At 66.8% G+C, this 24,981-nt stretch carries 21 protein-coding genes and 1 pseudogene; 10 read left to right on the plus strand and 12 right to left on the minus strand.

The genetic code is table 11. The annotated features are described in order from the left end of the window. Positions 1 to 392: 392 nt before the first annotated feature. The 6 genes from AC16HO_RS00640 to gshB all read right to left on the minus strand — a co-directional run bounded on the left by AC16HO_RS00640 (position 393) and on the right by gshB (position 6,459). Positions 393 to 2,087, minus strand: a complete 1,695-nt coding sequence (locus AC16HO_RS00640) for a hypothetical protein (protein WP_395644234.1) — start codon at positions 2,085 to 2,087, stop codon at positions 393 to 395. Between the two features lie 73 nt (positions 2,088 to 2,160). Beyond that, complete coding sequence (locus AC16HO_RS00645) at positions 2,161 to 3,117, minus strand: aspartate carbamoyltransferase catalytic subunit (protein ID WP_395644233.1); 957 nt, start codon at positions 3,115 to 3,117, stop codon at positions 2,161 to 2,163. Positions 3,118 to 3,270: 153 nt separating this feature from the next. After that, entirely contained in the window at positions 3,271 to 3,723 is a 453-nt protein-coding gene (ruvX, locus tag AC16HO_RS00650; protein WP_395644232.1) for a Holliday junction resolvase RuvX, read from the minus strand. 77 nt (positions 3,724 to 3,800) lie between these two features. Then, positions 3,801 to 4,364 (minus strand): YqgE/AlgH family protein, encoded by a 564-nt coding sequence (locus tag AC16HO_RS00655; RefSeq protein ID WP_395644231.1) that lies wholly within the window; start codon positions 4,362 to 4,364, stop codon positions 3,801 to 3,803. A 275-nt stretch (positions 4,365 to 4,639) separates the two neighbouring features. Continuing rightward, the gene (locus AC16HO_RS00660) at positions 4,640 to 5,509 is read right to left on the minus strand and encodes an energy transducer TonB (RefSeq protein ID WP_395644230.1); all 870 of its coding nucleotides are present in this window, start codon (positions 5,507 to 5,509) and stop codon (positions 4,640 to 4,642) included. After that, complete coding sequence (gshB, locus tag AC16HO_RS00665) at positions 5,506 to 6,459, minus strand: glutathione synthase (RefSeq protein WP_395644229.1); 954 nt, start codon at positions 6,457 to 6,459, stop codon at positions 5,506 to 5,508. Before gshB ends, AC16HO_RS00660 begins: the two co-directional genes overlap by 4 nt. Before the next feature lie 368 nt (positions 6,460 to 6,827). Between gshB and AC16HO_RS00670 the strand changes: the two genes are divergently transcribed. The 6 genes from AC16HO_RS00670 (at position 6,828) to AC16HO_RS00695 (ending at position 17,459) form a co-directional block, all read left to right on the plus strand. Continuing rightward, positions 6,828 to 7,229, plus strand: coding sequence for a response regulator (locus tag AC16HO_RS00670; RefSeq protein WP_395644228.1), 402 nt, complete (start codon positions 6,828 to 6,830; stop codon positions 7,227 to 7,229). A gap of 31 nt (positions 7,230 to 7,260) precedes the next feature. Continuing rightward, positions 7,261 to 7,806: a chemotaxis protein CheW gene (locus AC16HO_RS00675; RefSeq protein ID WP_395644227.1), complete on the plus strand. Its 546-nt coding sequence runs from the start codon at positions 7,261 to 7,263 to the stop codon at positions 7,804 to 7,806. 68 nt (positions 7,807 to 7,874) lie between these two features. Further along, positions 7,875 to 9,911, plus strand: coding sequence for a methyl-accepting chemotaxis protein (locus AC16HO_RS00680; RefSeq protein ID WP_395644226.1), 2,037 nt, complete (start codon positions 7,875 to 7,877; stop codon positions 9,909 to 9,911). A 13-nt stretch (positions 9,912 to 9,924) separates the two neighbouring features. Next, positions 9,925 to 15,978 carry a hybrid sensor histidine kinase/response regulator gene (locus AC16HO_RS00685; RefSeq protein ID WP_395644225.1) on the plus strand — a complete coding sequence of 2,018 codons (6,054 nt, stop codon included), beginning with the start codon at positions 9,925 to 9,927 and terminating at the stop codon, positions 15,976 to 15,978. Positions 15,979 to 15,997: 19 nt separating this feature from the next. Beyond that, a complete protein-coding gene (locus AC16HO_RS00690) occupies positions 15,998 to 16,465 on the plus strand; it encodes a chemotaxis protein CheW (RefSeq protein WP_395644224.1) in 468 nt (155 codons plus the stop codon). A 220-nt stretch (positions 16,466 to 16,685) separates the two neighbouring features. Beyond that, positions 16,686 to 17,459 carry a class I SAM-dependent methyltransferase gene (locus tag AC16HO_RS00695; RefSeq protein ID WP_395644223.1) on the plus strand — a complete coding sequence of 258 codons (774 nt, stop codon included), beginning with the start codon at positions 16,686 to 16,688 and terminating at the stop codon, positions 17,457 to 17,459. Between the two features lie 54 nt (positions 17,460 to 17,513). Here AC16HO_RS00695 and mazG read toward each other — a convergent pair whose 3' ends face one another. From mazG to AC16HO_RS00720, 5 genes are all read right to left on the minus strand, one after another. After that, on the minus strand, positions 17,514 to 18,368 hold the full coding sequence (gene mazG, locus AC16HO_RS00700; protein ID WP_395644222.1) for a nucleoside triphosphate pyrophosphohydrolase: 855 nt from the start codon (positions 18,366 to 18,368) through the stop codon (positions 17,514 to 17,516). Between the two features lie 63 nt (positions 18,369 to 18,431). Then, on the minus strand, positions 18,432 to 19,232 hold the full coding sequence (gene cysQ / locus AC16HO_RS00705) for a 3'(2'),5'-bisphosphate nucleotidase CysQ (RefSeq protein ID WP_395644272.1): 801 nt from the start codon (positions 19,230 to 19,232) through the stop codon (positions 18,432 to 18,434). A gap of 16 nt (positions 19,233 to 19,248) precedes the next feature. Beyond that, positions 19,249 to 19,809: an ADP compounds hydrolase NudE gene (gene nudE, locus AC16HO_RS00710; protein ID WP_395644221.1), complete on the minus strand. Its 561-nt coding sequence runs from the start codon at positions 19,807 to 19,809 to the stop codon at positions 19,249 to 19,251. Positions 19,810 to 19,854: 45 nt separating this feature from the next. Further along, positions 19,855 to 20,589 carry a 16S rRNA (uracil(1498)-N(3))-methyltransferase gene (locus AC16HO_RS00715; protein WP_395644220.1) on the minus strand — a complete coding sequence of 245 codons (735 nt, stop codon included), beginning with the start codon at positions 20,587 to 20,589 and terminating at the stop codon, positions 19,855 to 19,857. 116 nt (positions 20,590 to 20,705) lie between these two features. After that, entirely contained in the window at positions 20,706 to 22,139 is a 1,434-nt protein-coding gene (locus tag AC16HO_RS00720; RefSeq protein WP_395644219.1) for an adenosylmethionine--8-amino-7-oxononanoate transaminase, read from the minus strand. A 47-nt stretch (positions 22,140 to 22,186) separates the two neighbouring features. Between AC16HO_RS00720 and AC16HO_RS00725 the strand changes: the two genes are divergently transcribed. From AC16HO_RS00725 to AC16HO_RS00740, 4 genes are all read left to right on the plus strand, one after another. Beyond that, entirely contained in the window at positions 22,187 to 22,972 is a 786-nt protein-coding gene (locus AC16HO_RS00725) for an inositol monophosphatase family protein (RefSeq protein ID WP_395644218.1), read from the plus strand. Positions 22,973 to 23,059: 87 nt separating this feature from the next. Continuing rightward, on the plus strand, positions 23,060 to 23,887 hold the full coding sequence (locus AC16HO_RS00730) for a DUF4097 family beta strand repeat-containing protein (protein ID WP_395644217.1): 828 nt from the start codon (positions 23,060 to 23,062) through the stop codon (positions 23,885 to 23,887). A gap of 85 nt (positions 23,888 to 23,972) precedes the next feature. Then, positions 23,973 to 24,269, plus strand: coding sequence for an Mpo1-like protein (locus AC16HO_RS00735; protein ID WP_395644216.1), 297 nt, complete (start codon positions 23,973 to 23,975; stop codon positions 24,267 to 24,269). A gap of 31 nt (positions 24,270 to 24,300) precedes the next feature. Beyond that, positions 24,301 to 24,684, plus strand: a complete 384-nt coding sequence (locus AC16HO_RS00740; RefSeq protein ID WP_395644215.1) for an MAPEG family protein — start codon at positions 24,301 to 24,303, stop codon at positions 24,682 to 24,684. Positions 24,685 to 24,813: 129 nt separating this feature from the next. On the opposite strand, the pseudogene AC16HO_RS00745 reads toward AC16HO_RS00740, so the two are convergent. Continuing rightward, positions 24,814 to 24,981: pseudogene (locus AC16HO_RS00745) on the minus strand (site-specific integrase); the annotation flags it as partial.

Below are 24,981 nucleotides of genomic sequence, written 5' to 3' on the forward strand. Positions count from 1 at the left end.
TCACGATTGCGGCCGCAGGATTACAGCCGGGGCCCGAATACCCGCCGGCGGTTGGCCGCGTTTGCCGAGGGTGCCCCGGCCGGGCTAGGCAAAGACCGGCCTCGATGCGGCCGGGCGGCAGGCAATCCGTGCGGCGGCAACGGCCGTGTCTCGCGCAGGAATGACCGGATCGCCACGGCAAACATCACCCGGTCGCGGGCGCTGCGGCGTTGGTCGGCTGCGCAACGCCGGTGGGGCAGCCGATCGACGCCGCGTGGGTCAGCGGCGTCCAGGCGCACGGCGGCGCCGCGTCCGCGACGATGCCGTCCCGGTCGGGGTGGCATGGCAGGACCGAGGGATCCGCGCTGCCCGTCAGATCGGCCGGAACAGCCCGGGCCGGTGTCCGCGGCGGTTTATTCGCCGAGGTCGACCGTCTCGCGCAGGCCGATGCCGTTCGGGTTGGCCTCGAAGGTGAATTCGCCGGCGCGGATCATTTTCTCGTACAGCGAGAACAGTTCGGTCTGCTTGGCGAACCGGGCCTTTTGCTCGGCCGGCATCGCCGCCTGCATCAGGTCGGCGTACTTGCCGAGCAGGCCGTACAGCGCGCCGGTGAAGTGCAGGCGCAGGAACACCGGTGTCGTGCTCGGCGGCGCGGCGAAGTAGGCGCCGAGCGTGGCCTCGCTGCCTTGGCCTGCGGCCAGCGCGATCGCCTTGTCGGTCATCGCCAGCCACATCGGCGGCAGCTGCGCCGAGGCCGGCAGCAAGCTCGCAGGCAGCGCGACCGGCTTGCCGTCGATCGTGATCGTGAGGTCCTTGAGCTGCGGCACGGCCATCTGCGCCATGCCGACCGCGGCGAGCGGATTGTTCGTTCCGATCAGCAGGCGCGCGGCGACGTCGGGCACCTTGGAATCGTTGCGCGGTTCGAGCTTGTCGAGGGTCACGCGCAGGCCGGTCAAATCGCTGAACGGCGGCGGGATGGTCACGCCGACCTTCTCTTTCGACCTGGCGAACGTCTCGTTGAGATCAGCGAATTCGGGGCAGGCGAACGGCTTCGCCGCCACCGCATCGGCCTGCTTGAGCCAGAACTCCTTGAGCTTGAGCAGCGGCGTCGCCAGGCTGATGTCGAACAAGCCTTCGGCTGCCGCGCCGGTGCCGGGTGCGGGTGCGAGCGCGGCCATCAGCGCCTGCGCGAGCGCGGGTTCGGTTTCGAACTGCATCGCGACGCGCAGCTGCGGCGGGGCATAGCTCTCCGCGCCGGCGACGATGCGCGGGAATTTTTGCGCGATCGCCTTGGCCTCCTCGATGCAGACCGGACTGTCCTTGGCGATGCCGTCGGGCAGTTTCAGTGCCTTGGCGATCTCCAGATCGGCGTCGGTCGGCGTGGTGGATAGACGCTGCACCAGCGCGGCGAAATCGAGGTAACCCTCGCCATAAGGCGAATAATTGTACTTTTTCGCAATTGCCTGCAGCGTGCCCGCATCGAGCAGGTTTTTGCCCGGGCGGGTGATGCCGAGCAGCAGTTGCTTGACCGTGTCGTTCGCGTCGGCCGGCCACAGCGTGGCGACGAGGTGCGAGCCCTGCACGGCGACCGCGACCCGCACGTCCTTGTCGCCGAACTGCCAATACTCCTGCTCGCCGGTCTTGCCGGTCGGAATCTTTTCGCCGACCTTGCCCTCGACGCGCGCGATCATCGCCCTGAACGCGGCCGCGTCGCCAAGCTCCAGGCGCAGCACCGGAATCAGGCCGACGCCGTAGATCGCCACGCGCGCATCGGGCTTGAAGCCGAGTTCGCGCAGCTTGTCGAGCGTGTCGCGGCCGCGCAGTTCGTCGAGCACGGCGGAAAGAATCTTCGTTTCGCGCGCGCCGAGCGCCTTCTGCTGCTTGAGCAGGTCGTCGTACATGTCGATCACCAGCGGCATCAGCGCGTGCAACTGGCGCTGCGACCAATCGATCATCGACTGCGGCTGCGGTTCGAGATTGGCCCAGGCATACGGCGTATCCGCGGGGGCATAGGCGAGCGGCTGGCCGGCACCCGGCTGTGGCTTGCCGCAGGCGGCGAGGATGGCGGCGCCGAGCGCGAGAACGGTATGACGAGCGGCCTTGTTCATTCGGGAGGTTCCTTTCGACTGCGGATTGCGGAGGTCTTCGTGAAACGACGGGAAAAGCGGTCGCGCCGGATCGTCAGCGCCGTTCGAGCAGTTCGGCGAGCACGGCCATGCGCGCGAACACGCCGTTGGCTACCTGTTCGAGAATCAGCGACTGCGCGCCATCGGCGACATCGTCGGCGATTTCGACATTGCGGTTGATCGGGCCCGGGTGCATTACGACGCAGCTCGGCTTCGCGCGCGCGAGGCGTGCGCGGGTGAGGCCGTAACGGGCGAAGTAGTCGGCTTCCGAGGGAATCGCCGCCGCTTCCATGCGTTCCTTCTGCAGGCGCAGCATGATCACCGCGTCGCAACCGGCGACGGCTTCGTCGAGCGAGGACACGAACGAACATTGCGCGAACGCGCCCGAGTTCGATTCGGGCAGTAACTCGGGCGGCGCGCACAGGCGCAGGTCACGCACGCCCAAGGTACGCAACACGTCGACGTCCGAGCGCGCGACGCGCGAGTGGAGGATGTCGCCGCAAATGACGACGCTGAGTCTGGGAAAATCCTCGATGCGTCGGCGCAGGGTGAACGCGTCGAGCAGGCCCTGGGTCGGGTGCGCGTGGCTGCCATCGCCGGCGTTGAGCACCGCGGCGTCGGAGCGCAGGTTGCGCGCGATCGTTTCCGGCGTGCCCGATTCCTTGTGGCGCACGACGAAGGCGTCGCAATGCATCGCCTCGAGTGTGTGGATGGTGTCGAGCAGGCTTTCGCCCTTGACAGTCGACGAGCGTTCGATGTCGAAGTTGATGACGAGCGCGCCGAGCCGCTGCGCGGCGAGGTCGAACGAAGTGCGCGTGCGCGTCGACGGCTCGAAGAACAGGTTGATCAGCGTGCGCCCGGCGAGCAGATCCAGCGGACGCGCGCCGCCGTCGCTGTCGCGGCGCATCGCCTCGGCCCGGTCGAGCAGGCGTTCGACGACCGCGCGTGGCAAGCCGGCGAGCGTGATCAGATGGCGCAGGCGCACATCGGCGGTGAGTTGAAGGTTTTGCATCGTGCTGATTCGGCTATGTCGTTAGTGAAATCAAAAAAGAGTTGCCACGAAGACACGAAGATCACGAACGAAAAGTCACGAAGAAAAGCCGTTGCGGGGCGTTTCGCACTTCTTCGTGCTTGCGTGTCTTCGTGGTGAATCTTTCGGCGCTTGCTATCCCTGCTCCCTCAACCATTGTTCGACGATGATCTCCGCCGCGACCGCATCGAGCGCAGCGGCATGTTTGCGCCTGGCCGAGCCGCTGGCGCGGCGTTCGGCGAAACGATCGGATGCGGCACGCGAAGTGAGGCGTTCGTCGACCATCTCGACCGGCAGCGCATGGCGCTCGTGCAACATGGCGGCGAAGGCGCGCGCGTTGCGGCTGTTGGCCTGTTCGCCCGAATCGAGCGTCAGCGGCAGGCCGACGAGCAGCACGTCCGGGCACCACTCGCGCAGCAGTGCGGCGATGCGCGCGAAGTCCGGTCCATTGGCGCCGTTGCCGACGACCTCGAGCGCGCGTGCGCTGCCGGTCACGCGGTTGCCGACCGCGACGCCGATGCGACGCGCACCGTAGTCGAAGCCGAGCACGACGCAGGGCTGGCGGGGCGGGGCGGAACTAGGAGGCATGTTCGTCGCTTGAACCTCGTGATGGCCAAATCGGCGCGTTCGGTGCCACTGCTTGCTGCGCCGCGCTCCGGCTCTTGCTACGCATTCCCGGCCTGGCTGGAAAGGTTCGCCACATTGACCCCGATCAGCCTCGCCGCAGCCTCCCAGCGCTGCTCGAGGGCGACATCGAACAGGATGCGCTGGTCGGGTTCGGCGGTGAGCCAGGCGTTCTGCTTGATTTCGTCCTCGAGCTGGCCCGCGCCCCAGCCGGCGTAGCCGAGCGCGACGATCGCGCGTCGCGGGCCGTGGCCTTCGGCGAGCGCGACGAGCACGTCGCGCGACGTCGTCACGCTGAGCGATTCGGAAATGCGGTACGAGGATTCCCAGACGCCCTCGGCCGAATGCAGCACGAAGCCGCGCTCGGGCTGGACCGGGCCGCCGATCAGCACCGGCGCGTCCTCGATCTCGGCGAGCCGCGTCTTCAGCCCCATCTGCGCGAGCACGTCGCCGAGGCGGTACTCGGACAGGCGGTTGATGATCACGCCCATCGCGCCTTCGCCGGAGTGCTGGCAGATCAGCGCGACGCTGCGCACGAAGCTCGGATCGCGCATGTTCGGCATCGCGATCAGGAACTGGTTGGCAAGGGCGGTGAGGGCAAGCATGCCGAGATTGTACAGGCACGGGCCTGTGCGCCGCGTCAGCAAACCCTGGAACGAATCATGCTGGTACGATCAGTCGGCGATCCGCAGATGAAAAGTTCGAACCACGAAGATCACGGAGCAGAAATAGCCATGATCCGGAGCCACGCTTCGCGGTCTTCGTGGTCCAGGTTCTTCTTGCTTTCCGCAACCGATCGGATAGGCACGGAACAAACCACCGTACCCCGGCGACGCCCGAGCTGCGGTCGCTCGCCGCGTTGCCTTGCCGGTTCCCGAGGTCAACGTGTCTTCAGCACCGCACCCGGCCGGAATTCCCAGGTGCGGGTGATGTAGAGCTCGTCGTAGTCCATGTTCGCCGGCAGCGGCGGGAACGGCGCGGCGAGGCGGACGATGCGGATCGCGGCTTCGTCGAGCAGCTTGTACCCGCTCGACTGGATGATGTCGACGCTGGCGAGGCTGCCGTCACGCCGGATTCCGGTAGTGAGCAGCAGGCTCAGCGTGCGGCCGTTCTGCAGTTGCTGGCGGCGGGCCTCGTCGGGGTAGTTGAGGTTGCCGATGCGCTCGACGCGCGCAACCCAGCCGGCCTGGTAGGCCGCGTCGGCGGCTTCCCTGGTGTTCGCCGAGATGTATTTCTTCTTCGGCCGCTTGGCGTAGACCTGGGTTTCGCTGTGCAGCTCGTTGGCAAGGCGCGCCATTTCGAGTTTGCGTTCGGCGAGCGCGTTCGGATTGGGCCTGGCTGTGTCCGGCTGCTCGGTCGCCTGCGTCTGCGTGTGCACGGCGAAGCCGGACTTCTTCTGCGTCAGCAGCTCGCGTTCGCTCGGCGGTTGCGGCGCGCGCGTGCCGGTCTCGACCGGTATCGGCGCAATGCCGGGTTGAGGTTTCGGCACCGGCGCGCTGACCAGGTCGGTCGGGCGTACGGCCTTGTCGCTGCTGCCGCCGCCTTCGTTGTTCGCGTTGGCAAGAAAATCGGCCTTTTCCGGCCTCTTGCCGGTCGCCGACTGGACCAGGATCACATCGAGCGAGGGCAGGCGCGGCGCCGGCTTGGCGTAGTCGAAGGTGAGGCCGAGCACGATCACCGCATGGGCGATGATCGAGAACAGCATCGTTACGGAGAGACGCTCCCCGCTGGCGGACGCGGGCGTACTCACGTGCGCGGCGCGGCGCGTTCGAGCGCGTCGAACAGTTGTCCCGCGATGTTGAGGCCGAACTGTGCGTCGAGTTCGCGGATGCAGGTCGGAGAGGTGACGTTGACCTCGGTGAGGAAATCGCCGATCACGTCGAGGCCGGCGAAGCGCAGCCCGCGGCGCACGAGTTCAGGGGCGACCTGCGCCGCAATCCAGCGGTCGCGCTCGGAGAGCGGCACACCGACACCCTTGCCGCCGCGCGCGAGGTTGCCGCGAAATTCGTCGCCCTGCGGCATGCGCGCGAGCGCATACGGCACCGGTTCGCCGTCGATCAGCAGGATGCGCTTGTCGCCAGCCTTGATCTCGGGAATGAATTTCTGCGCCATGGCGAATTCGCGGCCCTCGCGGGTCAGCGTTTCGAGGATGACGTTGAGATTCGGGTCGTCGCCGGAACTGAGGAAGATGCTGCGCCCACCCATGCCGTCGAGCGGTTTGAGCACGATGCGGCCGTGTTCGTGCGCAAACGCCTTGATCGCGGCGGCGTCGCGCGCGACCAGGGTAGGCGCGATGCACTGCGGAAAATGCAGCGCGAAGAGTTTTTCGTTGGCGTCGCGCAGCGCGCGTGGATCGTTGACCACTTGTGCGCCGCCGGCCTGGGCGCGGTCGAGCACCATCGTGTCGTAGAGGAATTGTGAGTCAAACGGCGGATCCTTGCGTGCAAGGATGACGTTCACCCGGCGCAAATCGATCCAGTCCGGTTCGCTGCAGGTGAACCAGTCGCGCGGATCCTCGCGTACTTCCAGCACCGCTGCGTGCGCCCACGGTTCCGCGCCGCGCAGGGCGAGGCTGCCCTGGGTCAGATAGAACAGTCGATAGCCGCGTCGCTGCGCTTCGAGCAGCATGGCGAACGTGGAGTCCTTCTTGATGTGGATGGCCTCGATCGGGTCCATCAGCACGGCCAGGGTCGGGGTCATCGGCTACCGTTGGTTGATCCGGTGTTGCATTTCGACGTTGTGTTCGCGCGAATTCGCGGTCAAAGCGTGATGCGGCGCACATGTTCGTCCGCTGCGTGCTGTCTATACTAGCATCCAGTTTCAGGGGGCTTGCAGACAACCGGTTGAGTACGGCGTCGATGATGCCGCGTCGTGCCGGTGCGCATTCCAGGCGCCCTCGTTGCTGTTCCGCTTGACAGAGCCGCGCGCTAGAGATTAAACCGCAGACCTGATCGAATGTTCGTGAGTATCGTGCGTCGCGATGGACGCAACGATCAGGGAGTCGGGGGCTCGCTCGGTCGTTTGAGGTGGAACGACGACAACAATGCATGCAGGTCGGAGGAAAGCGCGTGGAAGAGGCAGTAAGCGGGGCGGAACTGGCAGGCTTGCGGGTGTTGGTCATCGATGATTCGAAGACGATCCGCCGCACCGCCGAAATGCTGCTGAAGAAAGAGGGCTGCGATGTCGTCACCGCAGTCGACGGTTTCGAGGCGCTTGCGAAGATCAGCGATCATCGCCCGCAAATCATCTTCGTCGACATCATGATGCCCCGGCTCGACGGCTATCAGACCTGCGCGTTGATCAAGAACAACGCCACCTATCGTGCGACGCCGGTGATCATGCTGTCCTCGAAGGACGGCCTGTTCGACAAGGCGCGGGGGCGCGTGGTCGGGTCGGAAGAATATCTGACCAAGCCGTTCACGCGCGAAGAGTTGCTTGGCGCGATCCGCCGCCACGCGGTCGTGCGCTGATCATGCGCAGTTCGGAGGACGGCACGGGCGCATGAACAATTCGGTGAAATCCCCTTTCGAGATCCTCGCCGGCTACGAGCGACGCAGTCTGGCGCACGCCGGTACCGGTTCTGCTGGGCAGGCGTCCGCCTCCGATCTGTGGCGTGGTGTGGGCTTTCGTATTGGCGATCATTATCTGGTTTCGAGCCTGACCGAGATCAATGAGGTTCTTTCCTTTCCCGTGGTTACGCGCGTTCCGGGCGCACGCGCCTGGCTGCTCGGCGTCGCCAGCGTGCGCGGCAACCTGATTCCGCTGGTCGATCTCAAGGGCCTCCTCGCGGGCGAGGAGACGAGCCTTTCCGATTCGAGCCGCGTGCTGCTCGTGCGCCAAAGCGGCGGCAGCGTGGGCTTGCTCGTCGACGAGGTCGTCGGCCAGCGCAATTTCAGCGCCGATCAGCGCGTGGGCGCGCCGGCGTCGGCCGGAGGCGCGGTCGAACGCTACGTCGTCGAGCACTATGCGCTGGGCGACACGCAGTGGGGGCGGTTCAGCATGGCGGCGCTCGTTCGCGCAAACGAGTTCGCACAGGCTGCGGTCTAGGTTTCTTTCTGTCCGCGGAGGGGGTTCCCGGCCGCATGGTTGGCGAGGCAACAGCGAGGTAGCGGTAGATGAGTACAGGGGCGGGTAGAAGCGCCGAGCGCGCGAGCGGGCTGAACGGTTTGCTCGTGGCCTTGCTTGTCGTCAGCATGGTCGTGGCGGTGGTCGACTTCATTTATCTGTCGATCAAGACGAATCAGGACGCTCAGGCGAGCGCGCTGGTTACGCGGATCCAGGTCCTGTCGCAGCAGCTCTCGCGGCAGAGCGGCGACGCAGCCGGCGGCAACCTGGATGCATTCGCGAGCCTGAAGCATTCGCGTGACACGATCGCCGACTTGTTCACGCGACTGAAGAGCGGCGACGTGCGTACCGGCATGGGCGGCTATGCCGAGCAGGCGAGCCTGAAAGCCGACTTCGCCGAGCTCGATCAGGCCTGGGCACAGCTCTCGGCCGATGCGTCCAAGGTGCTCGACAGCCAGGAGCAGGTGCTCAGTACGGCGGCGAGCACCGACGACTTCAACCGCAAGACCGCGGTGCTCAACTCGCGCATGGATGAGGTGGTGAAGATCCTCACCGAGCGCGGCGCCGCGGGCGCCCAGGTCATGATCGCCTCGCGCCAGATGCTCTACGCCGACCGCATGCAGCGTCGCGCGCAGGCGATCGTCGCGGGTGGTGAGGACTCGCCGTCCGCCGCGGCCGGCCTGCAACGTGATTCGCAGTTCTACGGCGTGGTTCTGGCCGGCCTGATCAACGGCAATGCGGATCTCAACATCCGTGCGCTCGACAACGCCAGCGCAAAGGAGATTCTCAACGACATCAACAAGCAATGGATTGACCTGGCCCCGCAGGTGACCAAGCTGTTCGAGGCGGCGCCGACGCTGCAGGCGGTCAAGCAGGCCGCGGACAAGGCGTCGATCGATTCGCAGACGCTCCTGTTCAAGGCGGATCCGCTGTCGGAGCACATTTCCGCGCTCGGCACGAAACGCACGTTCCCGAACCTGTGGATCGGTCTCGCTGCCGCAGCCCTGTCGATCGTGCTGGTGCTTTTCCTCGCCCTGAAGCTGTTCCGCGACCAGCGTGCGCGCCTGGCATCGAGTGCCGAGCTGAACAAGCGCAACGAGGCGGCGATTCAGCGCCTGCTCGACGAGATGGGTTCGCTCGCCGACGGCGACCTGACGGTCAAGGCGACGGTGACCGAAGACTTCACCGGCACGATCGCCGACGCGGTCAACTACGCGATCGATGCGCTGCGCTCGCTCGTCACCACGATCAACGAGACTTCGGTGCAGGTCTCCGCCGCGGCGAATGAGACCCAGGCTACCGCGCTGCATTTGTCCGACGCGGCCGAGCACCAGGCGCGCCAGATCACCAGCGCCTCGGGCGCAATGAACGAGATCGCTTCGCAGGCGCGCGAGGTATCGACGAGTTCCGCGGACAGCGCCGATGTCGCGCAGAACTCGGTGCGCATCGCCTCCCGCGGTGCGTCGATCGTGCGCCAGACGATCGCCGGCATGGATTCGATCCGCGAACAGATCCAGGACACGTCCAAGCGCATCAAGCGCCTCGGCGAGTCCTCGCAGGAAATCGGCACCATCGTCGAGCTGATCAACGATCTCTCCGAGCAGACCAACATCCTCGCCCTCAACGCTGCCATCCAGGCGGCCTCGGCCGGCGAGGCCGGTCGCGGTTTCGCGGTCGTCGCGGACGAAGTGCAGCGTCTCGCCGAACGCGCGTCGGCGGCGACGCGGCGTATCGAAACCCTGGTCAGCGCGATTCAGGTGGATACCAACGAGGCAGTCGCCTCGATGGAGCAGACCACGAGCGAGGTGGTCAGCGGCGCCAAGCTCGCCGAGCAGGCGGGCACCCAGCTCGGCGAAATCGAAACCGTGTCGGGCAACCTCGCGGCGCTGATCAAGAACATCGCGACCACCGCGCAGCGTCAGTCGGCCGAGGCGGCGAGCGTGTCGGCGACGATGAACGTGATCTCCGATATCACCGCGCAAACCGCATCGGGCGCCAGCCATACCGCGCAGTCGATCGGCAACCTCGCGCAACTCTCGTCCGACCTGCGCCGATCGGTCGCCGACTTCAAGCTGCCGGAAGAATGATGGCGCGCCGCCGATGAATCTTACTCAGGAAACCGATTTCACGACGCTCGGCTGGGTCAAGCCCGAGCTCGATTCGACATTGAAAGAAGCGCGCCACGCGCTCGAGCGCTATGCCGACAATCCGGCCGATGCGCAGGCCGTGCGCGAATGCGCCGCCTGCCTGCACACGGCGTACGGCACGCTGCACATGGTCGAGCTCTACGGCGCCGCACTCGTGACCGAGGAGATGGAGCGCGTCGCGCGCGGCATCGCCGAAGGCAGTATCGCGCCGCGCGAGGACATTTATGCGGTGCTGATGCGCGGCTTCCTGCAATTGCCGGACTACATCGAGCGCCTGCAGAGCGGCCACAAGGACATCCCGATCGTTTTGTTGCCGCTGCTCAACGATCTGCGCGCGGCGCGCGGCGAGAGACTGCTCAGCGAGTCGGTGCTGTTTGCGCCCAACATCGATGCGGAATTGCCGGCGCGGCCGGAGAAGCCGCTGCATCCCGAGATCCTGCGTTCGAACGCGCGCAGCCTGCGCAACGACTACGGCCATTCGCTGCTGCGCTGGATACGCGAACCCGCGTCCTCGGCGCCGCTCGCACGCATCGCGAGCATCCTCGAAAGTTTCTACTCCGGCAGCAGCAACGACGCCTCGCGCAGGTTGTGGTGGATTGCCGGCGCCGTGGCCGAAGGCGTGCAGGACGGCGCGATCGAGGCGAGCGTCGCGGTCAAGCTGCTGTTCGGCAAGCTTGACCGGGAGATCAAGCGTCTGATCGACGACGGCGAGGCGGCGTTTGCATCCGCGCAGACCAAGGATCTGGTCAAGAACCTCCTCTACTACCTGGCCCACGCGAACACGCGGGGCGAGCGCGCCCGTGCCGTGGTCGAATTCTACAACCTCGACAATCTTCTTCCGACCCAGGAAGAACTCGAGCATGCGCACGGCTCGATCTCCGGGCATAACCGCGCGTTGCTCGATACGGTTGCCGGCGGTATCCGCGAAGATTTATTGCGGGTCAAGGAAACGCTGAACGTTTACCTGCACTCGTCGCGGCGCAATCCGGCTGACCTGGCGGCGCAGGCGGAGACGCTCGGCGGCATTGCCGATACCTTCGGCATGCTCGGCATGGGGCAGCCGCGCCAGCGGGTGGGCGAGCAACGCGACGCGATCTACCGCATTGTCAACGGCGAAGTCGAGGCCAACGAGGGCAATCTGCTCGACATCGCCGGCGCGCTGCTCATCGTCGAAGCTTCGCTCGACGACCATATCGGGCGTCTCGGCGCCAAGGCCGAGACCGAGGCTGCCGCGCCGGCCAGCGAAGTGCCGCGTACCGAAGTCGTGCGCCTGCTCTACGTGCTGATGCAGGAGGCGCTGGTCAACATCGTCAAGGTCAAGGAATCCATCGTCGCCTTCATCGAGGCGCCGTGGGATCACGCCCACCTCGAATCCACGCCGCGCCTGCTCGTCGAGGTCGCCGGTGCGCTCGACATGCTCGGGCTGCGCGAAGCGGCCAAACCCGTCGATGCGATGGTGCACTACGTCCGTCATGAATTGCTCGATTTCCGGCGGGTGCCGGAGCGCGGCCAGATCGATGCATTTGTCGACGCGGTAGCCGCCATCGAGTACTACATCGAGGCCGTACGCGAGCAGCGCGGCAATCGCGATCGGGTGCTCGAGATGGCGTGCGACAATCTCGCCACGCTCGGGGTCTGGCCCGAGGTAATTCTCGTGGGTGGCGGCGCTGCGGCGAATGTCGCGGTCACCGAGGCAGTATCCCCCCCGGCCGCGGTGCCTGCCGCCGCGCCGAGCGTGCCTGCCGCGCTGCCCGAGGTGGACGAAGAACTGCGCCAGGTCTTCCTCGACGAGATGGACGACGAGATCGCGAACCTGCGCAAGCATTTCCCGCTTTGGCGCGCGGACCCGGAGGCAATCGAGGACCTCAAGATCGTGCGTCGCTCGTTTCACACGCTCAAGGGTTCGGGCCGCCTCGTCGGTGCGCTCGCACTCGGTGATTTCGCCTGGAAGGTCGAGAGCATGCTCAACCGCGTACTCGACCGCAGCATCGCGGCGAGCCCGCCGCTGTTGCAGGTTGTCGGCTACGCGATCGGCGCGTTGCCGCGCTACCGCGACGATTTCGCGCGGCATGAGCACTCCAGCTTCACGATGGACGGTTTCGGCGCCGCAGTGGACCGGCTCTGTGCCGGCGACACATCGCCAATCGACGAAAGCCAGTTCAGCGTGTCCGTGCCGGCCGCGGCGGTTGCCGAGGCCATGCCCGTGCCGCCGGCGAGTGCCGACGAGCCGATGCCGGAAGTCCGGGCCGCCGAAATCCTGCCGATCGCGCCGAATGTCGCGGTGGAGCCCGTTGCGACCGAAGCCGCGATCGAGCCTCCCGTACGTTTCGAGTTGGAATCATTGGTTGAAGGCGAGTCCATCGCAGTGACCGAGATGCCGGCCGATGTTGCGTCCGCGGTCGAGGCCGAGCAGTCGGTCGTGGCCGGAACGCCGGTCGTGGAGGAGCACCACGTCGAGATCGAACGGACTGCCGAAGCGACGCGCTCCGTCGATGCGGAGCCTTCGTTCGACCGCGGGCATCCGATTGATATCGCCACCGCAGTCGAGCCGACGGAGCAGGAGGCGAGTGCCTTCGCATCTGCCGGCGACACTGACGGGTCCGCCGCCGAGGAAACCCGGACCGAACCGGTCGCGTCCGCGCCACAGGTCGATCAACTCCTGCTCGAAGTGCTGCACAGCGAAGCCGATGCGCATCTTGCCGTCGTCGACGCGGCGGTCGCGCGCGGTCGGGGGTTCGCGATCCGCGAAGATCTCGTGCGCGCAGTGCACACGCTCAATGGCGCCTTTGCCATGGTCGAGGCGCCGCATGTCGCGCAGTTGCTTACCCCGCTCGAAGGCTGGCTTGCGCGTTCGCGCAACGCCGGCCACGCACTCGACGCCGATGGCGCCACCGTGCTCGAAAGCGTTTCCGCGCAGGTGAGGTCGACGTTGGTCGCGCTCGAAAGCGGTACCGAGCCGCCCGATTCCGCGCAGCTTGCGGCGCGCATCGTTACGCTGCGCGAGGGCGTGCACGCGGGCGAGGCGATTGTCCACGATCTCGAGCCGCCCGCGGACGTGGAGGCGGCGCCGCAGGCTGCGGTTGCGGCGGACGATGCGCATGCAGGCACGGCCGAGTCCGGGGAGGCGATCGTGACGATTGCCGAAACCGGCGAAACGGCGGCCGAAGTTTCCGAACCACTCGACCTGTCCGCGCACCATGACATCGCGGCGACGGAGGTTGCTGCGTCGGCGGAGTTGCCGATGGAAAGCGCAGCTGCCCAGCCGGTCGCCGATTTCGACTCGGCGATCCTCGCCTACGACGCCGTGCTGGCGGGTTCGCCGGTCGCCGCGCCGCCGGCACTCGCCGCGGAACAACCGTTGGCCGAGGTCGAGATCGAAAGCGTTGCGGCGACGGAACTGCCGCTTGCGGCGGTAGGCGGAGCCGAGCTGCCGACGGAATCGCAAGTCGGGCCGGTTGCGTTTGCCGAACCGCCTGACTCCGCAGCGGTGACGCATGCCGCCGACGCGCCTGCGCCGGTCGAGCCGCCCGCGCTCGCGACGAGCGCGCGCGGGGCGGTGACGGGCGACGGCGAAATGCACCCGGTGCCGGACATCGACGAAGACCTGCTCGACATTTTTGTCCTCGAAGCGCAGGAAATCCTCGATCGCTCCGACACGCTGGTCCCGCGCCTGCGTGGTGCCCCCGGTGACACCGGGTTGCTCGACGAGTTGCGCCGCGACCTGCACACGATCAAGGGCGGCGCAAACATGTCCGCGCTCGCGCCGATCGGCCATCTCGGGCATGCGATGGAATCGCTGTTCGAGGACACGGTCGAGCGTGGCCGCGCGTTCGACGGCGCGATGCTGCACGCGATCGAGCAAGGGTTCGATACCCTGCATGCCTTGGTTCAGGCGGCGGCCGCGCGCCAGCCGACGCGGATGCCTTCGGCGTTGATCGCCCGCATCGAGGCGCTGTCGCGCAGCGAGTCCGAGGGCGATGCACACGCGGGTTTCGTCGACTCGCCGGCAGCGCCGGAAACGCCCGCCGTCGGGACCGTCGACGATACGGCCGGGTCCGGGGCGGTCGGCAAATTCGTTGCGCGGGCCGCGATCGAAGATGCGCCCGCATCGCCCGTGGAAACCGAGGCCGGCGGCGAGGCGGCCCAGGCCGCGGACGTGCCGCCACAGGACGCCGAGCCGGTGTTCGCCGGCAGCGAATACATTCGCGTACGCGCGGCCCACCTCGATGCGATGGTCAACGGCGCCAGCGAAGTGGCGATCTACCGCTCGCGCCTCGAGCAGCAGCTGGCCAGCTATCGCGCCAACGTCGTCGAAATGGAAGCGACGGTGTCGCGCCTGCGCGAACAGATGCGGCGCCTCGAGCTCGAGGCCGAGGCGCAGATGGCCTCGCGTTTCCAGCGTGAAGGTGACGCGTCGACGTTCGATCCGCTCGAGCTCGACCGCTTCAGCCAGTTGCAACAGCTGTCGCGCAGCCTGGCCGAGTCGATGTCCGACCTTGCCGCGATCCAGGTCGGATTCGACCAGCTCACGCGCCAGTCCGAATCGCTGCTGATGCAACAGTCGCGCGTCAGCGCCGACCTGCAGGAAAGCCTCATGCGTACGCGCATGGTGCCGTTCGATTCGCTCGTCCCGGCGCTGCGGCGCACATTGCGCCAAACCGCGACCTCGCTCGGCAAGGAAGCGCTGCTGCGCGTCGAAGGCGCGCAGGGCGAAATGGACCGTACCCTGCTCGAGCGCATGAAGGCGCCGCTCGACCACATGCTGCGCAATGCCCTGGTGCACGGCATCGAAGACGTCCCTGAACGCCTCGCCGCAGGCAAGCCGGTCGAGGGCAACGTGCGCATCGCGCTCGCGCGCGAAGCAACCGAGACCGTGCTGCGCATCAGCGACGACGGTCGCGGCCTCGACCGTGCCGCGATCCGCCGTCGCGCGATCGAGCGCGGCCTGCTCGCTGCCGATGCGCGGGTCGGCGACCGCGAGCTCGATGCCTTCATCCTGGCGTCCGGCTTTTCCACCGCGGAAAGCCTCACCCACCTCGCCGGCCGTGGCGTCGGCATGGACGTGGTCGCCAACCAGATCAAGCAGCTGGGCGGTTCGCTCGCGATCGAATCGAACCCGGGCCGCGGCGCCGCATTCACCGTGCGCCTGCCGTTCACACTGGGCGTAACCCAGGCGATCATCGTGCGTCTGGGCGATGCGAGCTACGCAATCCCGATGAACGCGGTGCAGGGGGCCGTGCATGTCCCGCGCAGCGAGCTCGACGCGCGCCTTGCCGCGGAGGACCCGGAATACACGTATGCCGGCGAAGCATTCCCGATCATCGAGCTCGCCGCGCAGCTCGGCGAAGTCTCGCCGGCGCTGGCCGACGATGCGCACGTGCCGCTGCTGATCGTGCGCAGCGGCGACCAGCACGCCGCGGTGCGCGTCGACCATGTGCTCGGCTCGCGCGAGATCGTGGTCAAGTCGGTTGGCCCGCAAATCACCTCGGTGCCCGGCATTCTCGGCGCGACGATCATGGGTGACGGTTCGGTGCTGATGATTCTCGATCTCGCACCGTTGCTGCGCCGCGTGGCGGGCCTGCGCGCGCAGGGCATAGCGGTTGCCGCGCCCCCGGTCGCCGCGCGTGCGCAGCGTCGTCGCCTGATCATGGTTGTCGACGATTCGATCACGATGCGCAAGGCGACCTCGCGCGTGCTCGAGCGCGAGGAGATGGATGTGGTCACGGCCAAAGATGGCATCGATGCGATCGAGAAGCTCGCCGACCGCATCCCCGATCTCGTCGTGCTCGACATCGAAATGCCGCGCATGGATGGTTACCAGTTTGCCGAGCACATGAAGGGCGACTCGCGCACGGCGCAGGTGCCCATCATCATGATCACCTCGCGTACCGGCGACAAGCATCGCCAGCGCGCGCAGGAAATCGGCGTCGAAGGCTATCTCGGCAAGCCGTACCAGGACGTCGAACTGATCGCGAACATCCGCGACCTGCTCGGCACGGCGCAGTAGTCAGGACGAGGCAATCCGCATGAACGAAGCCCTGCCGCGTGAAATCCATGCCGTCCTGATCACGATCGGTGGCGCGCGCATGCTGCTGCCGAACGCCATCGTCGCGGAAATCGTGCCGCTGGCCGGCGTCGAGGCGATCGAAGGCGCTCCGGCCTGGCTGCTGGGGAGCATGCGTTGGCGCGAGCGCACGATCCCGCTCGTCTCGTTGCCGATGCTTACCGGAACAGCCGCCCAGGAAGACGCCAAGCGCGCGCGCGTCGCCGTGCTGAAAACGCTGGATGGCAGGGACGAATTGCCGTATTTCGGCCTGATCTCGCAAGGCTTGCCGCGCCTGACCACGATCACGCCCGAACTGCTCGTGCGCACCGACGACGGCCAACAGCTTGCGGCAGGAACGAGTGCGCACGTACTCGTGCGCAGCGACCAGGCAATCATTCCCGACCTGAACTGGATCGAGGCGAAGGTCGCGCAGGCACTCGGCGTCTAGGGCCCTCCGAAGAAACGTATCGAACTGACGAGCGAATAGTCTGTCCACAGGTTTCCGGGGTGGTGGCCCGGGCCGGGGAGGTCGCGTCGGTTCCACTCGTTCGCTGGCTTTCGCCTGCGCTTGCTATCATTGTGCCCCTGCACGGGATCGAGCTGCGGGCCCGCGAAAAATATCGCGGGCCGTCGTCGTCGATACGGCAGCTTGATCACACGGAGCGGCAATGTCTACAGTTACCACCGATCGCGATGCGTTGTACGCGCGCGCGCTGGAAAAGCAATGGTTCTATCCGCTGACCCTGCCGGACGGGCGTGAACTCGTCAGTACGCACGGCGGCCGCGTCGATGCGATCCATCGCACGCGCGCGAGCATGCTCGACGCGTTCCTCGCCGACGAATTTCCCGTGGAACGCCGCGGGCTGAGCGCGATCGATATTGCCTGCCATCAAGGCTGGTTTTCGTTGCAGCTCGCGCGCGCCGGTTTCGGTCGTGTCGAAGCGGTCGACGCGCGTGCCGAGCACGTCGAGGACGCCGCGCTGCTGGCAGGCATCTACGCGTCGGGTGCGATCCATGCGCGGCAGCGCGATGTGTTCGCGCTGACTCCGGAAACGGATGGCGTGCACGACCTCGTGCTCATGTTCGGCCTGCTTTATCATCTGGAGAACCCGGTCGGCGCGCTGCGCGCCGCGCGCTCGCTGGCGCGTCGCGCCTGCGTGATCGAAACCCAGGTCGTGCCGCACATGAGCGGCATGGTCGACTGGGGATCCTACGAATACGTGCGCCCGCTCAAGGGCTGCTTCGGCATCATCGACGAGGTCGACGAGACGCACGCGCCCGAGGCCAGCGTCACCGGAGTGTGCCTGGCGCCGAGCACCGAGGGCCTGCTCTGGCTGTTGCGCGCGGTCGGCTTCCGCGACGCGCGCGTGTTGCCGGTACCGCTCGACGGTTACGAGCAACTGCGTCACGGCAAGCGTGTGATGGTGGCGGCGCTGGTCTGATGTCCGGTCCACCGGCGCGCCTGCGCACGCCGGCGAGCGCAGCGGCGACGTGTCCTACAGCAGGCCGGCCTTGTCCTCGGTTTTGGCCCGGTTCCAGTAGGCGTCCTGTTCGGCCAGCGACTTGCCATCGAGTCGGGCGCCTTCGGCCTGCGCCAACGCTTCCATGCGCCGGAAACGGCGCTCGAACTTCGCGTTCGCGCCGCGCAGCGCCTGCGAGTAGTCGACCTTGGCGAGACGCGCGAGATTGACCGCAACGAACAGCACGTCACCGATCTCGTCGGCCAGGCGCACATGGTTGGCGGCATGCGCCGCGGCGTCATCGGCGCCGATCCGCGCCGCGGCCGCGAGCTCGCCGCGCACCTCGCCAATCTCTTCCTCGAGCTTGTCGAGCACGGGAGCGGGGTCGGACCAGTCGAAGCCGATCGTCGCTGCGCGCTTCTGCAACTTGTACGCGCGTTGCCATTCGGGCAGGCCGCGTGAAATGCCGGCGAGCACGCTCATGTCCGCGTCGCCCTTGCCGGCGCGCTCACGCCGCTTCAATTCCTCCCAGGCGGCGGTTTGCGCATCGGCGTCCTCGATACCGCGCAGGTTGCCGTCGGCGTCGGGAAACACGTGCGGATGGCGGCGAATCATCTTGTCGCAGATCGCGGCGACCACGTCGGCAAACGCGAACAGCCCTTGTTCCTCGGCCATGCGTGCGTGGAACACGACCTGCAGCAGCAGGTCGCCAAGCTCGTCGCGCAGATCGGCATGGTCCTTGCGGTCGATAGCGTCGGCTACCTCGTAGGCTTCCTCGATCGTGTATGGCGCGATCGAGGCGAAATCCTGTTTCACATCCCAGGGGCAGCCGCGCACCGGATCGCGCAGCGTGGCCATGATGCGCAGAAGGTCGTCGATCGTGTTTGCCATCCGTTTTCCCCCGGGCACTTCTCGTCATTCCGGCGCGCGTGCGCTGGAATGACGGCGTGGAAGCTATTTGTTGCGCAGCAGCGTCGCCCAGTCGACCGACCTGTCGCCGAAGGCGAGGAAGTCGGGATTGAGCAACGATTCCTTGGCGTTGTACGCCAATCGCGAACCATCGAGTCGCGTCACCCCGCCGCCGGCCTGCTCGAGTACGCACTGGCCCGCGGCCGTGTCCCATTCGCTGGTCGGACCGTAGCGCACGTAGAGGTCGGCCTGGCCCTGCGCGGTGCGGCAGAACTTGAGCGAGGAGCCGAGCGCAATCAACTCGTGCGCGCCGACCTTGTCCAGCGCGGTCAGCATGCGCGGATCCGCATGCGAACGGCTGCCGGCGACGATGATTGGCGCCGCGCGCGCGCGCGAGGAAATCGCGACGCTGCCGGCCTGCGCAGTTTCCGCATAGGCGTGCCCGCCTTGCCAGGCGTAGTACATCTCGTCGAGTGCCGGAGCATGGACCACGCCCAGCGTCGCCTCGCCGTTCTCGATCAGCGCGATGTTGACCGTGAATTCGCCGTTGTGCTTGATGAATTCGCGCGTGCCGTCGAGCGGGTCGACCAGCCAATAGCGCGTCCAGCCGCGGCGCTCGCTCCATGTTGCCTGCTCGGCGGACTCCTCGGACAGCACCGGAATGTCCGGGGTCAATGCGCCGAGGCCATCGAGGATCACGTGGTGCGCGGCGAGGTCGGCCGCGGTCAGGGGCGAGGCATCATCCTTGCGCGCGATCGTGTAGTCGGCATCGTAGATGCGCATGATCGCGTACCCGGCCGTGCGCGTGATCGCGGCGCAGGCACGCGCCAGATCGGCGTAGTTCATCGTCATGATTTCCGCCTTACACGCGTGGCCGGTAACGGCCGGCGAGAAACTCGCGCGCCATGAACAGCGCGGCGATCGAGCGGCCCTCGCTGACCTCCGGATGTGCTAGCAGGGTGTGCAGCTCGGACAGCTTCCACGGCACGACTTCTAGCTCTTCCGGCTCGTCGCCTACGAGACGTTCGGGATACAGGTCGCGCGCGAGCACGACATGGGTCATCGAGCTCATGTACGACGGCGACAGCGACAGCGTGCCGAGGATGTGCATCTCGCGGGCGCCATAGCCGATCTCTTCCTTGAGCTCGCGATCCGCGCCTTGCTCCACCGTTTCGTCCTGGTCGAGACGGCCCTTGGTCAGGCCGAGCTCGTAGCGTTCGATGCCGGCGCCGTATTCACGCACGAGCAGTGCCGTGTCGTCGTCGCGCATCGGCACGACGATGACCGCGCCCAGACCCGAGCTCTTGAGCTTCTCGTAGGTTCGGCGCACGCCGTTGGAGAATTCGAGGTCGAGCTGCTCGACCTTGAGGAAGCGGCTGCCGTCGACGCTGCGACGTGCGTGGATGATCGGGAGGCTACGCATCGTCGCATTCTACCCTGCGGGGTGGAGAAAGCGCTTGCCGTGGCCCTACCAATCGCCGGCCAGCGCCTGCAACGCCGCCATCGCCGCGATGCCGGCCGTCTCGGTACGCAGGATGCGTGGACCGAGGCGCAGGCCGTGGAATCGCGCCTGGCGCAGCTGGGCAATATCGTTGTCGGAGAAACCGCCTTCGGGGCCGACGCAGAGCACGACTCCGTTGTCGATTCCCGGGAATTGACGCGGGCTCGCATCACCTTCGGGCAGCAACGCGAGGCGCAACGCGGCATCGTCGCCGAGATCGCCGAGCCAGCGGTCGAGCCGCAACGGCGCGGCGATCTCGGGCAGGCGCGTGCGCCCGCTCTGCTCGCAGGCACCGGCGACGACGCTGCGCCAGTGGGCGACGCGGCGCTCGGCGCGCTCCTCGTCGAGCTTGACCTCGGTGCGCTCGGTGACCAGCGGCACGATGCGCGCCACGCCGAGTTCGGTCGCCTTCTGCAGGATCCAGTCCATCTTCTCGCCGCGCGCGACGCCTTGCGCGAGAGTGATGTCGAGCTTCGATTCGCGATCGACCTCGCGCATTGCAACGACTTCGGCCGTCACCGCGCGCTTGGCGAGTTGGGCCAGGGTCGCATCGTATTCGCGCCCGTCGCCGTTGAACAGGATCAGCGGGTGCCCGCGCTCCATGCGCAGTACGCGCGCCACATGCTCGCCGGCCTGCTCGGGCAGCAGCACTTCGGCGCCTGAACGCAGCGGCTGGTCTATGTAGATTCTCGGAATGCGCATGACCGGATTGTAATTGCAGGGGTCCGATTTATCGAACCCCGCTTTGGCCAGGGGCGCCGAGCGGAATCGGGCGCGAGGCATGGGCATCTTTCGCGTGAGGCGCGCAAGCCGCGCCCCTACGAAGCAACTGCGACCTCGATGCTGCGCACCGCCACCTCGACCATGAAATCGATCTCGTCGGGAGTGATCACGTACGGCGGCATGAAATAGATCACGTCGCCGAGCGGGCGCAGCAGCACGCCCTGCGCCAGCGCATGCCGGTACGCGCGCAGGCCGCGGCGTTCGGCAACGGGAAACGGTGCGCGCGTCGCCTTGTCGCGCACGAGTTCCACCGCGGCGATCATGCCGGTCTGGCGCACCTCGGCGACGTGCGGATGGTCGGCCAGCGGCGCGAGTCGTTCGCGCAGGCGCTGCGCGAGCACGCGGTTGCGCGCGATGACGGGTTCGTCGCGGAAGATCGCCAGTGTCTCCAGCGCCGCGCGGCAGGCGAGCGCATTGCCGGTGTAGCTGTGCGAATGCAGGAACGCCTTGCCGGCGGCGTACTCGGCGTAGAACGCATCGTAGACGCGCGCCGTCGTCAGCACCGCCGAGAATGGCAGGAATCCTCCGGTGATGCCTTTCGACAGACAGAGGAAATCGGGCGTGACATTCGCCTGCTCGCAGGCGAACAGGGTGCCGGTACGGCCGAAGCCGACCGCGATCTCGTCGGCGATCAGATGCACCTCGAACTCGTCGCACAACCGGCGCAGGCCGGCGAGGTAGGCGGGGTGATACATGCGCATGCCGCCGGCGCACTGCACCAGCGGCTCGACGATCACCGCGCTGACTTCGTGCGCATGGCGTTCGAGCGCGGCGCGCATGTCGGCGAGTTTGCGCAGCGAATGCGCCTGCCAGTCCTCGCCCGGTGCGCGCGCGTAGCAGTCGGGCGAGGCGACGAAGATCGGCTCGCCGAGCAGCGGCGCATAGGTCGCGCGGTACAGCGGCACGTCGGTCACGGTCAGCGCGCCCAGCGTCTCGCCGTGGTAGCCGCCGCTCAACGCGATGAAACGCTGCTTGCCTTCGCGCCCGAGGTTGCGCCAGTAATGGAAACTCATCTTCAGCGCGATCTCGATCGCGCTCGAACCATTGTCGCCGTAGAACACGCGGGCCAGGTGTCGATCTTTCTCGCCCGGCAAGGCCGGGCGAGGCGCCGGCGCGATGCGCAGCAGTTCCTCGGCGAGCAGGATGCCTGGCTCATGGCTGAAGCCGGCGAAAATCACGTGTTCGAGCTTGTCGAGCTGATCCTTGATCGCCGCGGCGATGCGCGGATTGGCGTGACCGAACAGGTTGGTCCACCATGAGGAAACGGCGTCGAGATAGCGGCCGCCTTCGTGATCGACGAGCCATGCGCCTTCGCCGCGCGCGATCGGCGTCAGCGGCAGGCGTGCGCCGTCGAGGTCGGCGTGGTCGCGCATCTGCGTGCACGGGTGCCAGAGCACGGCGAGGTCGCGCGCGGCCCAGTCCGCCTTGGTGGAACGGCCGGCGGAATCGGGCAGGGCTGCGGTAGTCATTTTGCTATGATCGACCCCCTTCCGTGTTCGCACAAGACTTGCGCGCCATGCCCACTTCCGCCTTCCTCGACGCCGCGCTCATCGTCGCCAAGCAGGCCGCGCATGCGGCCGCGGACGTGATCGCGCGGCACTGGCGCGCCGGCACCGAGGTCGAGATCAAGTCCGACCAGACGCCGGTGACGATCGCCGACCGCGAAGCCGAGGCGGCGATCAAGCGCGTGCTGCGCGCGGCGTTTCCCGACCACGCCTGCTACGGCGAGGAGGAAGGTCGCGAGGGCGACGGCGATTTCCTCTGGCTGATCGACCCGATCGACGGCACGCGCAGCTTCGTGCGCGGCTACCCGATGTTCTCTACCCAGATCGCGCTGATGCATCGCGGCGAACTGGTGCTCGGCGTGTCGAGCGCCTCGGAATTCGGCGAGCTCGCCTGGGCGCGCAAGGGCGGCGGCGCATTCCTCGACGGCAAGCCGATCTGCGTCGCGGACACGAACGCGTTCGATGCACAGACAGCGATTTCGTTCGGCAACGTGAAAACGCTGTCGCGCGGCGCCGGCTGGAATGCGCTTGCCGGACTGATCCAGCGCTGTGGCCGCACGCGTGGCTACGGCGATTTCTACCACTACCACCTGCTCGCGCGCGGCAGCCTCGATCTCGTGATCGAATCCGACGTCAACATTCTCGACATCGCCGCACTCGCCGTGATCGTGCGCGAAGCGGGCGGCACGTTCAGCGACCTCGCCGGGCGCGAGCTGACCCTGGCGACGACGAGCGTGCTCGCCGGCACGCCGGCGCTGCATCGGCAAGCGCTGGATCTGCATCTGATCCAGGCGTAGGGCCAGAGCGTTGCGATGTGCGCCTCGGATTAAACCCTTTTCACCCCCGACGCATCCAAGCTCGGGCAATCCTTGCGGAGAATTCCGATGCGCCTGATCCTCGTTCCCCTGTTGCTCGCTTCCTCCTTTGCCACGGCCAACGAATGCCAGTTCAGCGCCGAACGCAATCTCGACATCGACGCGGCCGGCCTGCAAGCGTTGCGTATGGAGCTCGGCTCCAGCGATCTGACCGTGCAGGGCGATCCGGCGGCGACCCGGATCGAGGTGCGCGGCAAGGCCTGTGCTTCCGAGCAGGCCTGGCTCGACGAATTGCAGATCGCGCAGAACCGTCAGGGCGGCAAGGTCGTGGTGAAGGCAGCGCCGCGGCCGACGCACAATGGGTGGTTCGGCAAACACTACGCCTATCTCGATTTCGTCGTGCGCGTGCCGGCGAGCCTCGCCATCGAAATCGAATCCGGGTCGGGCGACACGCACGCGGCGAACATCGCCTCGCTCGCCTATCAATCCGGTTCCGGCGACCTCAATCTCGATCGCGTTGCCGGGGCGGTGTCGGTCACGGTCGGCTCGGGCGATGTGGTCGCCAACCATGTCGGCAGCTTCAAGCTCGGCCATGCGGGTTCCGGCGACATGCATGTCGCCGACGTGCAAGGCGATGCGACGATCGGCCACGTCGGTTCGGGCGACCTCGGTTTCAGCGACGTGCACGGCAGCCTGCGCGCCGACTCCATCGGCTCGGGCGACATCACCCTCGAACGCATCGGCGGCGACGTCATCATCGGCTCGATCGGCTCCGGCGACATCACCGCGAAGACGATCGGCGGTGGCCTGACCGTGCGCTCGGCCGGCAGCGGCGACATCCACCACAGCGGTGTGGCCGGCAAGGTCGATGTGCCCAAGCGCCACGAAGACGACTGAGCCCTGCTGGCACGGGCGCGTGGCGTGGCTTGTCGTCGCGCGCCGCGCATTGCAGAATGGCTGCACCGACGACACAACGCCGCCCATGCACGCCAGTTTCCGCGAGTTCTACCCGTTCTACCTCTCCGAACACGCCAACCGCCTGTGCCGGCGCATGCACTTCGTCGGCAGCACGCTGGTGCTGCTCACGCTGGCCTGGCTCGCCATCAGCGGGCGCTGGACATTCTGGTGGCTGCTGCCGCTGTTCGGCTATGGCTGCGCCTGGATCGGCCATTTCGTTTTCGAGAAGAACCGCCCGGCGACATTCACGCATCCGCTCTACAGCCTGGCCGGCGACTGGGTGATGTACGCGGCGATGTTGCGCGGCAAAGTCAGTTTCTGACGCGCGCGACGCCGGGATCGAGGAGCCGTTCATGCCGTGGATTGATCTGATCACCTTGTTCGCCGTGCTCGAATTCCTCGGCATGGTCTGGCTGGTCGGCAAAGCGCGCGTCCGCTATTCGATACGCGCGCCCGCGACCAGCGGCAACGAACACTTCGAGCGCTGGTTCCGCGTGCAGCAGAACACGCTGGAAACGCTGATCATGTTCCTGCCCGCGCTGTGGATCGCCGCGCACTACTGGCCGGCGGCGTGGATGGCGCTGATCGGCGCGATCTACCTCGTCGGCCGCGTGCTCTACCTGATCGGCTACGTGCGCGACCCGCGCACGCGCGGCACGGGCTACTACTTCAGCATTGGTCCGGTCGTCGTGCTTGTCGTACTCGGATTTGCGGGGATCGTCAAAAGCCTGCTTTGAGAACCCTCGAGAGCAAAATCGTATTTCGCCTGGCGATCAAGCGCGCGGGATGAATTCGGTCGCGAGGAGGTTGGTCTGCGTTGCGGCTTCGTAGGTGAAGATCAGGGTTCGTTGCAATCCACCGAGTTGGCGCACGGCCCGATCCAGCCAGGGCAGCTCGATCCCGAGCGCCTCGCGATACAGATACAACAATGCCGAAAGCGCCTGGTTCTGCGTCGCCGCAGCGACGTTGCCTTCGGTCGCCAGACCGCTCAGGAACGCTTCGACCTCGGCCGGCCCCAGCTCGCGCGGATGTCG

This window comes from Rudaea sp., assembly GCF_057139185.1.

Coding starts and splice junctions, on each gene's coding strand:
- AC16HO_RS00640 (WP_395644234.1), bottom strand. CDS start 2,087: ATGAACAAGGCCGCTCGTCATACCGTTCTCGCGCTCGGCGCCGCCATC.
- AC16HO_RS00645 (WP_395644233.1), bottom strand. CDS start 3,117: ATGCAAAACCTTCAACTCACCGCCGATGTGCGCCTGCGCCATCTGATC.
- ruvX (WP_395644232.1), bottom strand. CDS start 3,723: ATGCCTCCTAGTTCCGCCCCGCCCCGCCAGCCCTGCGTCGTGCTCGGC.
- AC16HO_RS00655 (WP_395644231.1), bottom strand. CDS start 4,364: ATGCTTGCCCTCACCGCCCTTGCCAACCAGTTCCTGATCGCGATGCCG.
- gshB (WP_395644229.1), bottom strand. CDS start 6,459: ATGACCCCGACCCTGGCCGTGCTGATGGACCCGATCGAGGCCATCCAC.
- AC16HO_RS00675 (WP_395644227.1), top strand. CDS start 7,261: ATGAACAATTCGGTGAAATCCCCTTTCGAGATCCTCGCCGGCTACGAG.
- AC16HO_RS00680 (WP_395644226.1), top strand. CDS start 7,875: ATGAGTACAGGGGCGGGTAGAAGCGCCGAGCGCGCGAGCGGGCTGAAC.
- AC16HO_RS00685 (WP_395644225.1), top strand. CDS start 9,925: ATGAATCTTACTCAGGAAACCGATTTCACGACGCTCGGCTGGGTCAAG.
- AC16HO_RS00690 (WP_395644224.1), top strand. CDS start 15,998: ATGAACGAAGCCCTGCCGCGTGAAATCCATGCCGTCCTGATCACGATC.
- AC16HO_RS00695 (WP_395644223.1), top strand. CDS start 16,686: ATGTCTACAGTTACCACCGATCGCGATGCGTTGTACGCGCGCGCGCTG.
- mazG (WP_395644222.1), bottom strand. CDS start 18,368: ATGGCAAACACGATCGACGACCTTCTGCGCATCATGGCCACGCTGCGC.
- cysQ (WP_395644272.1), bottom strand. CDS start 19,232: ATGAACTACGCCGATCTGGCGCGTGCCTGCGCCGCGATCACGCGCACG.
- nudE (WP_395644221.1), bottom strand. CDS start 19,809: ATGCGTAGCCTCCCGATCATCCACGCACGTCGCAGCGTCGACGGCAGC.
- AC16HO_RS00715 (WP_395644220.1), bottom strand. CDS start 20,589: ATGCGCATTCCGAGAATCTACATAGACCAGCCGCTGCGTTCAGGCGCC.
- AC16HO_RS00720 (WP_395644219.1), bottom strand. CDS start 22,139: ATGACTACCGCAGCCCTGCCCGATTCCGCCGGCCGTTCCACCAAGGCG.
- AC16HO_RS00725 (WP_395644218.1), top strand. CDS start 22,187: ATGCCCACTTCCGCCTTCCTCGACGCCGCGCTCATCGTCGCCAAGCAG.
- AC16HO_RS00730 (WP_395644217.1), top strand. CDS start 23,060: ATGCGCCTGATCCTCGTTCCCCTGTTGCTCGCTTCCTCCTTTGCCACG.
- AC16HO_RS00735 (WP_395644216.1), top strand. CDS start 23,973: ATGCACGCCAGTTTCCGCGAGTTCTACCCGTTCTACCTCTCCGAACAC.
- AC16HO_RS00740 (WP_395644215.1), top strand. CDS start 24,301: ATGCCGTGGATTGATCTGATCACCTTGTTCGCCGTGCTCGAATTCCTC.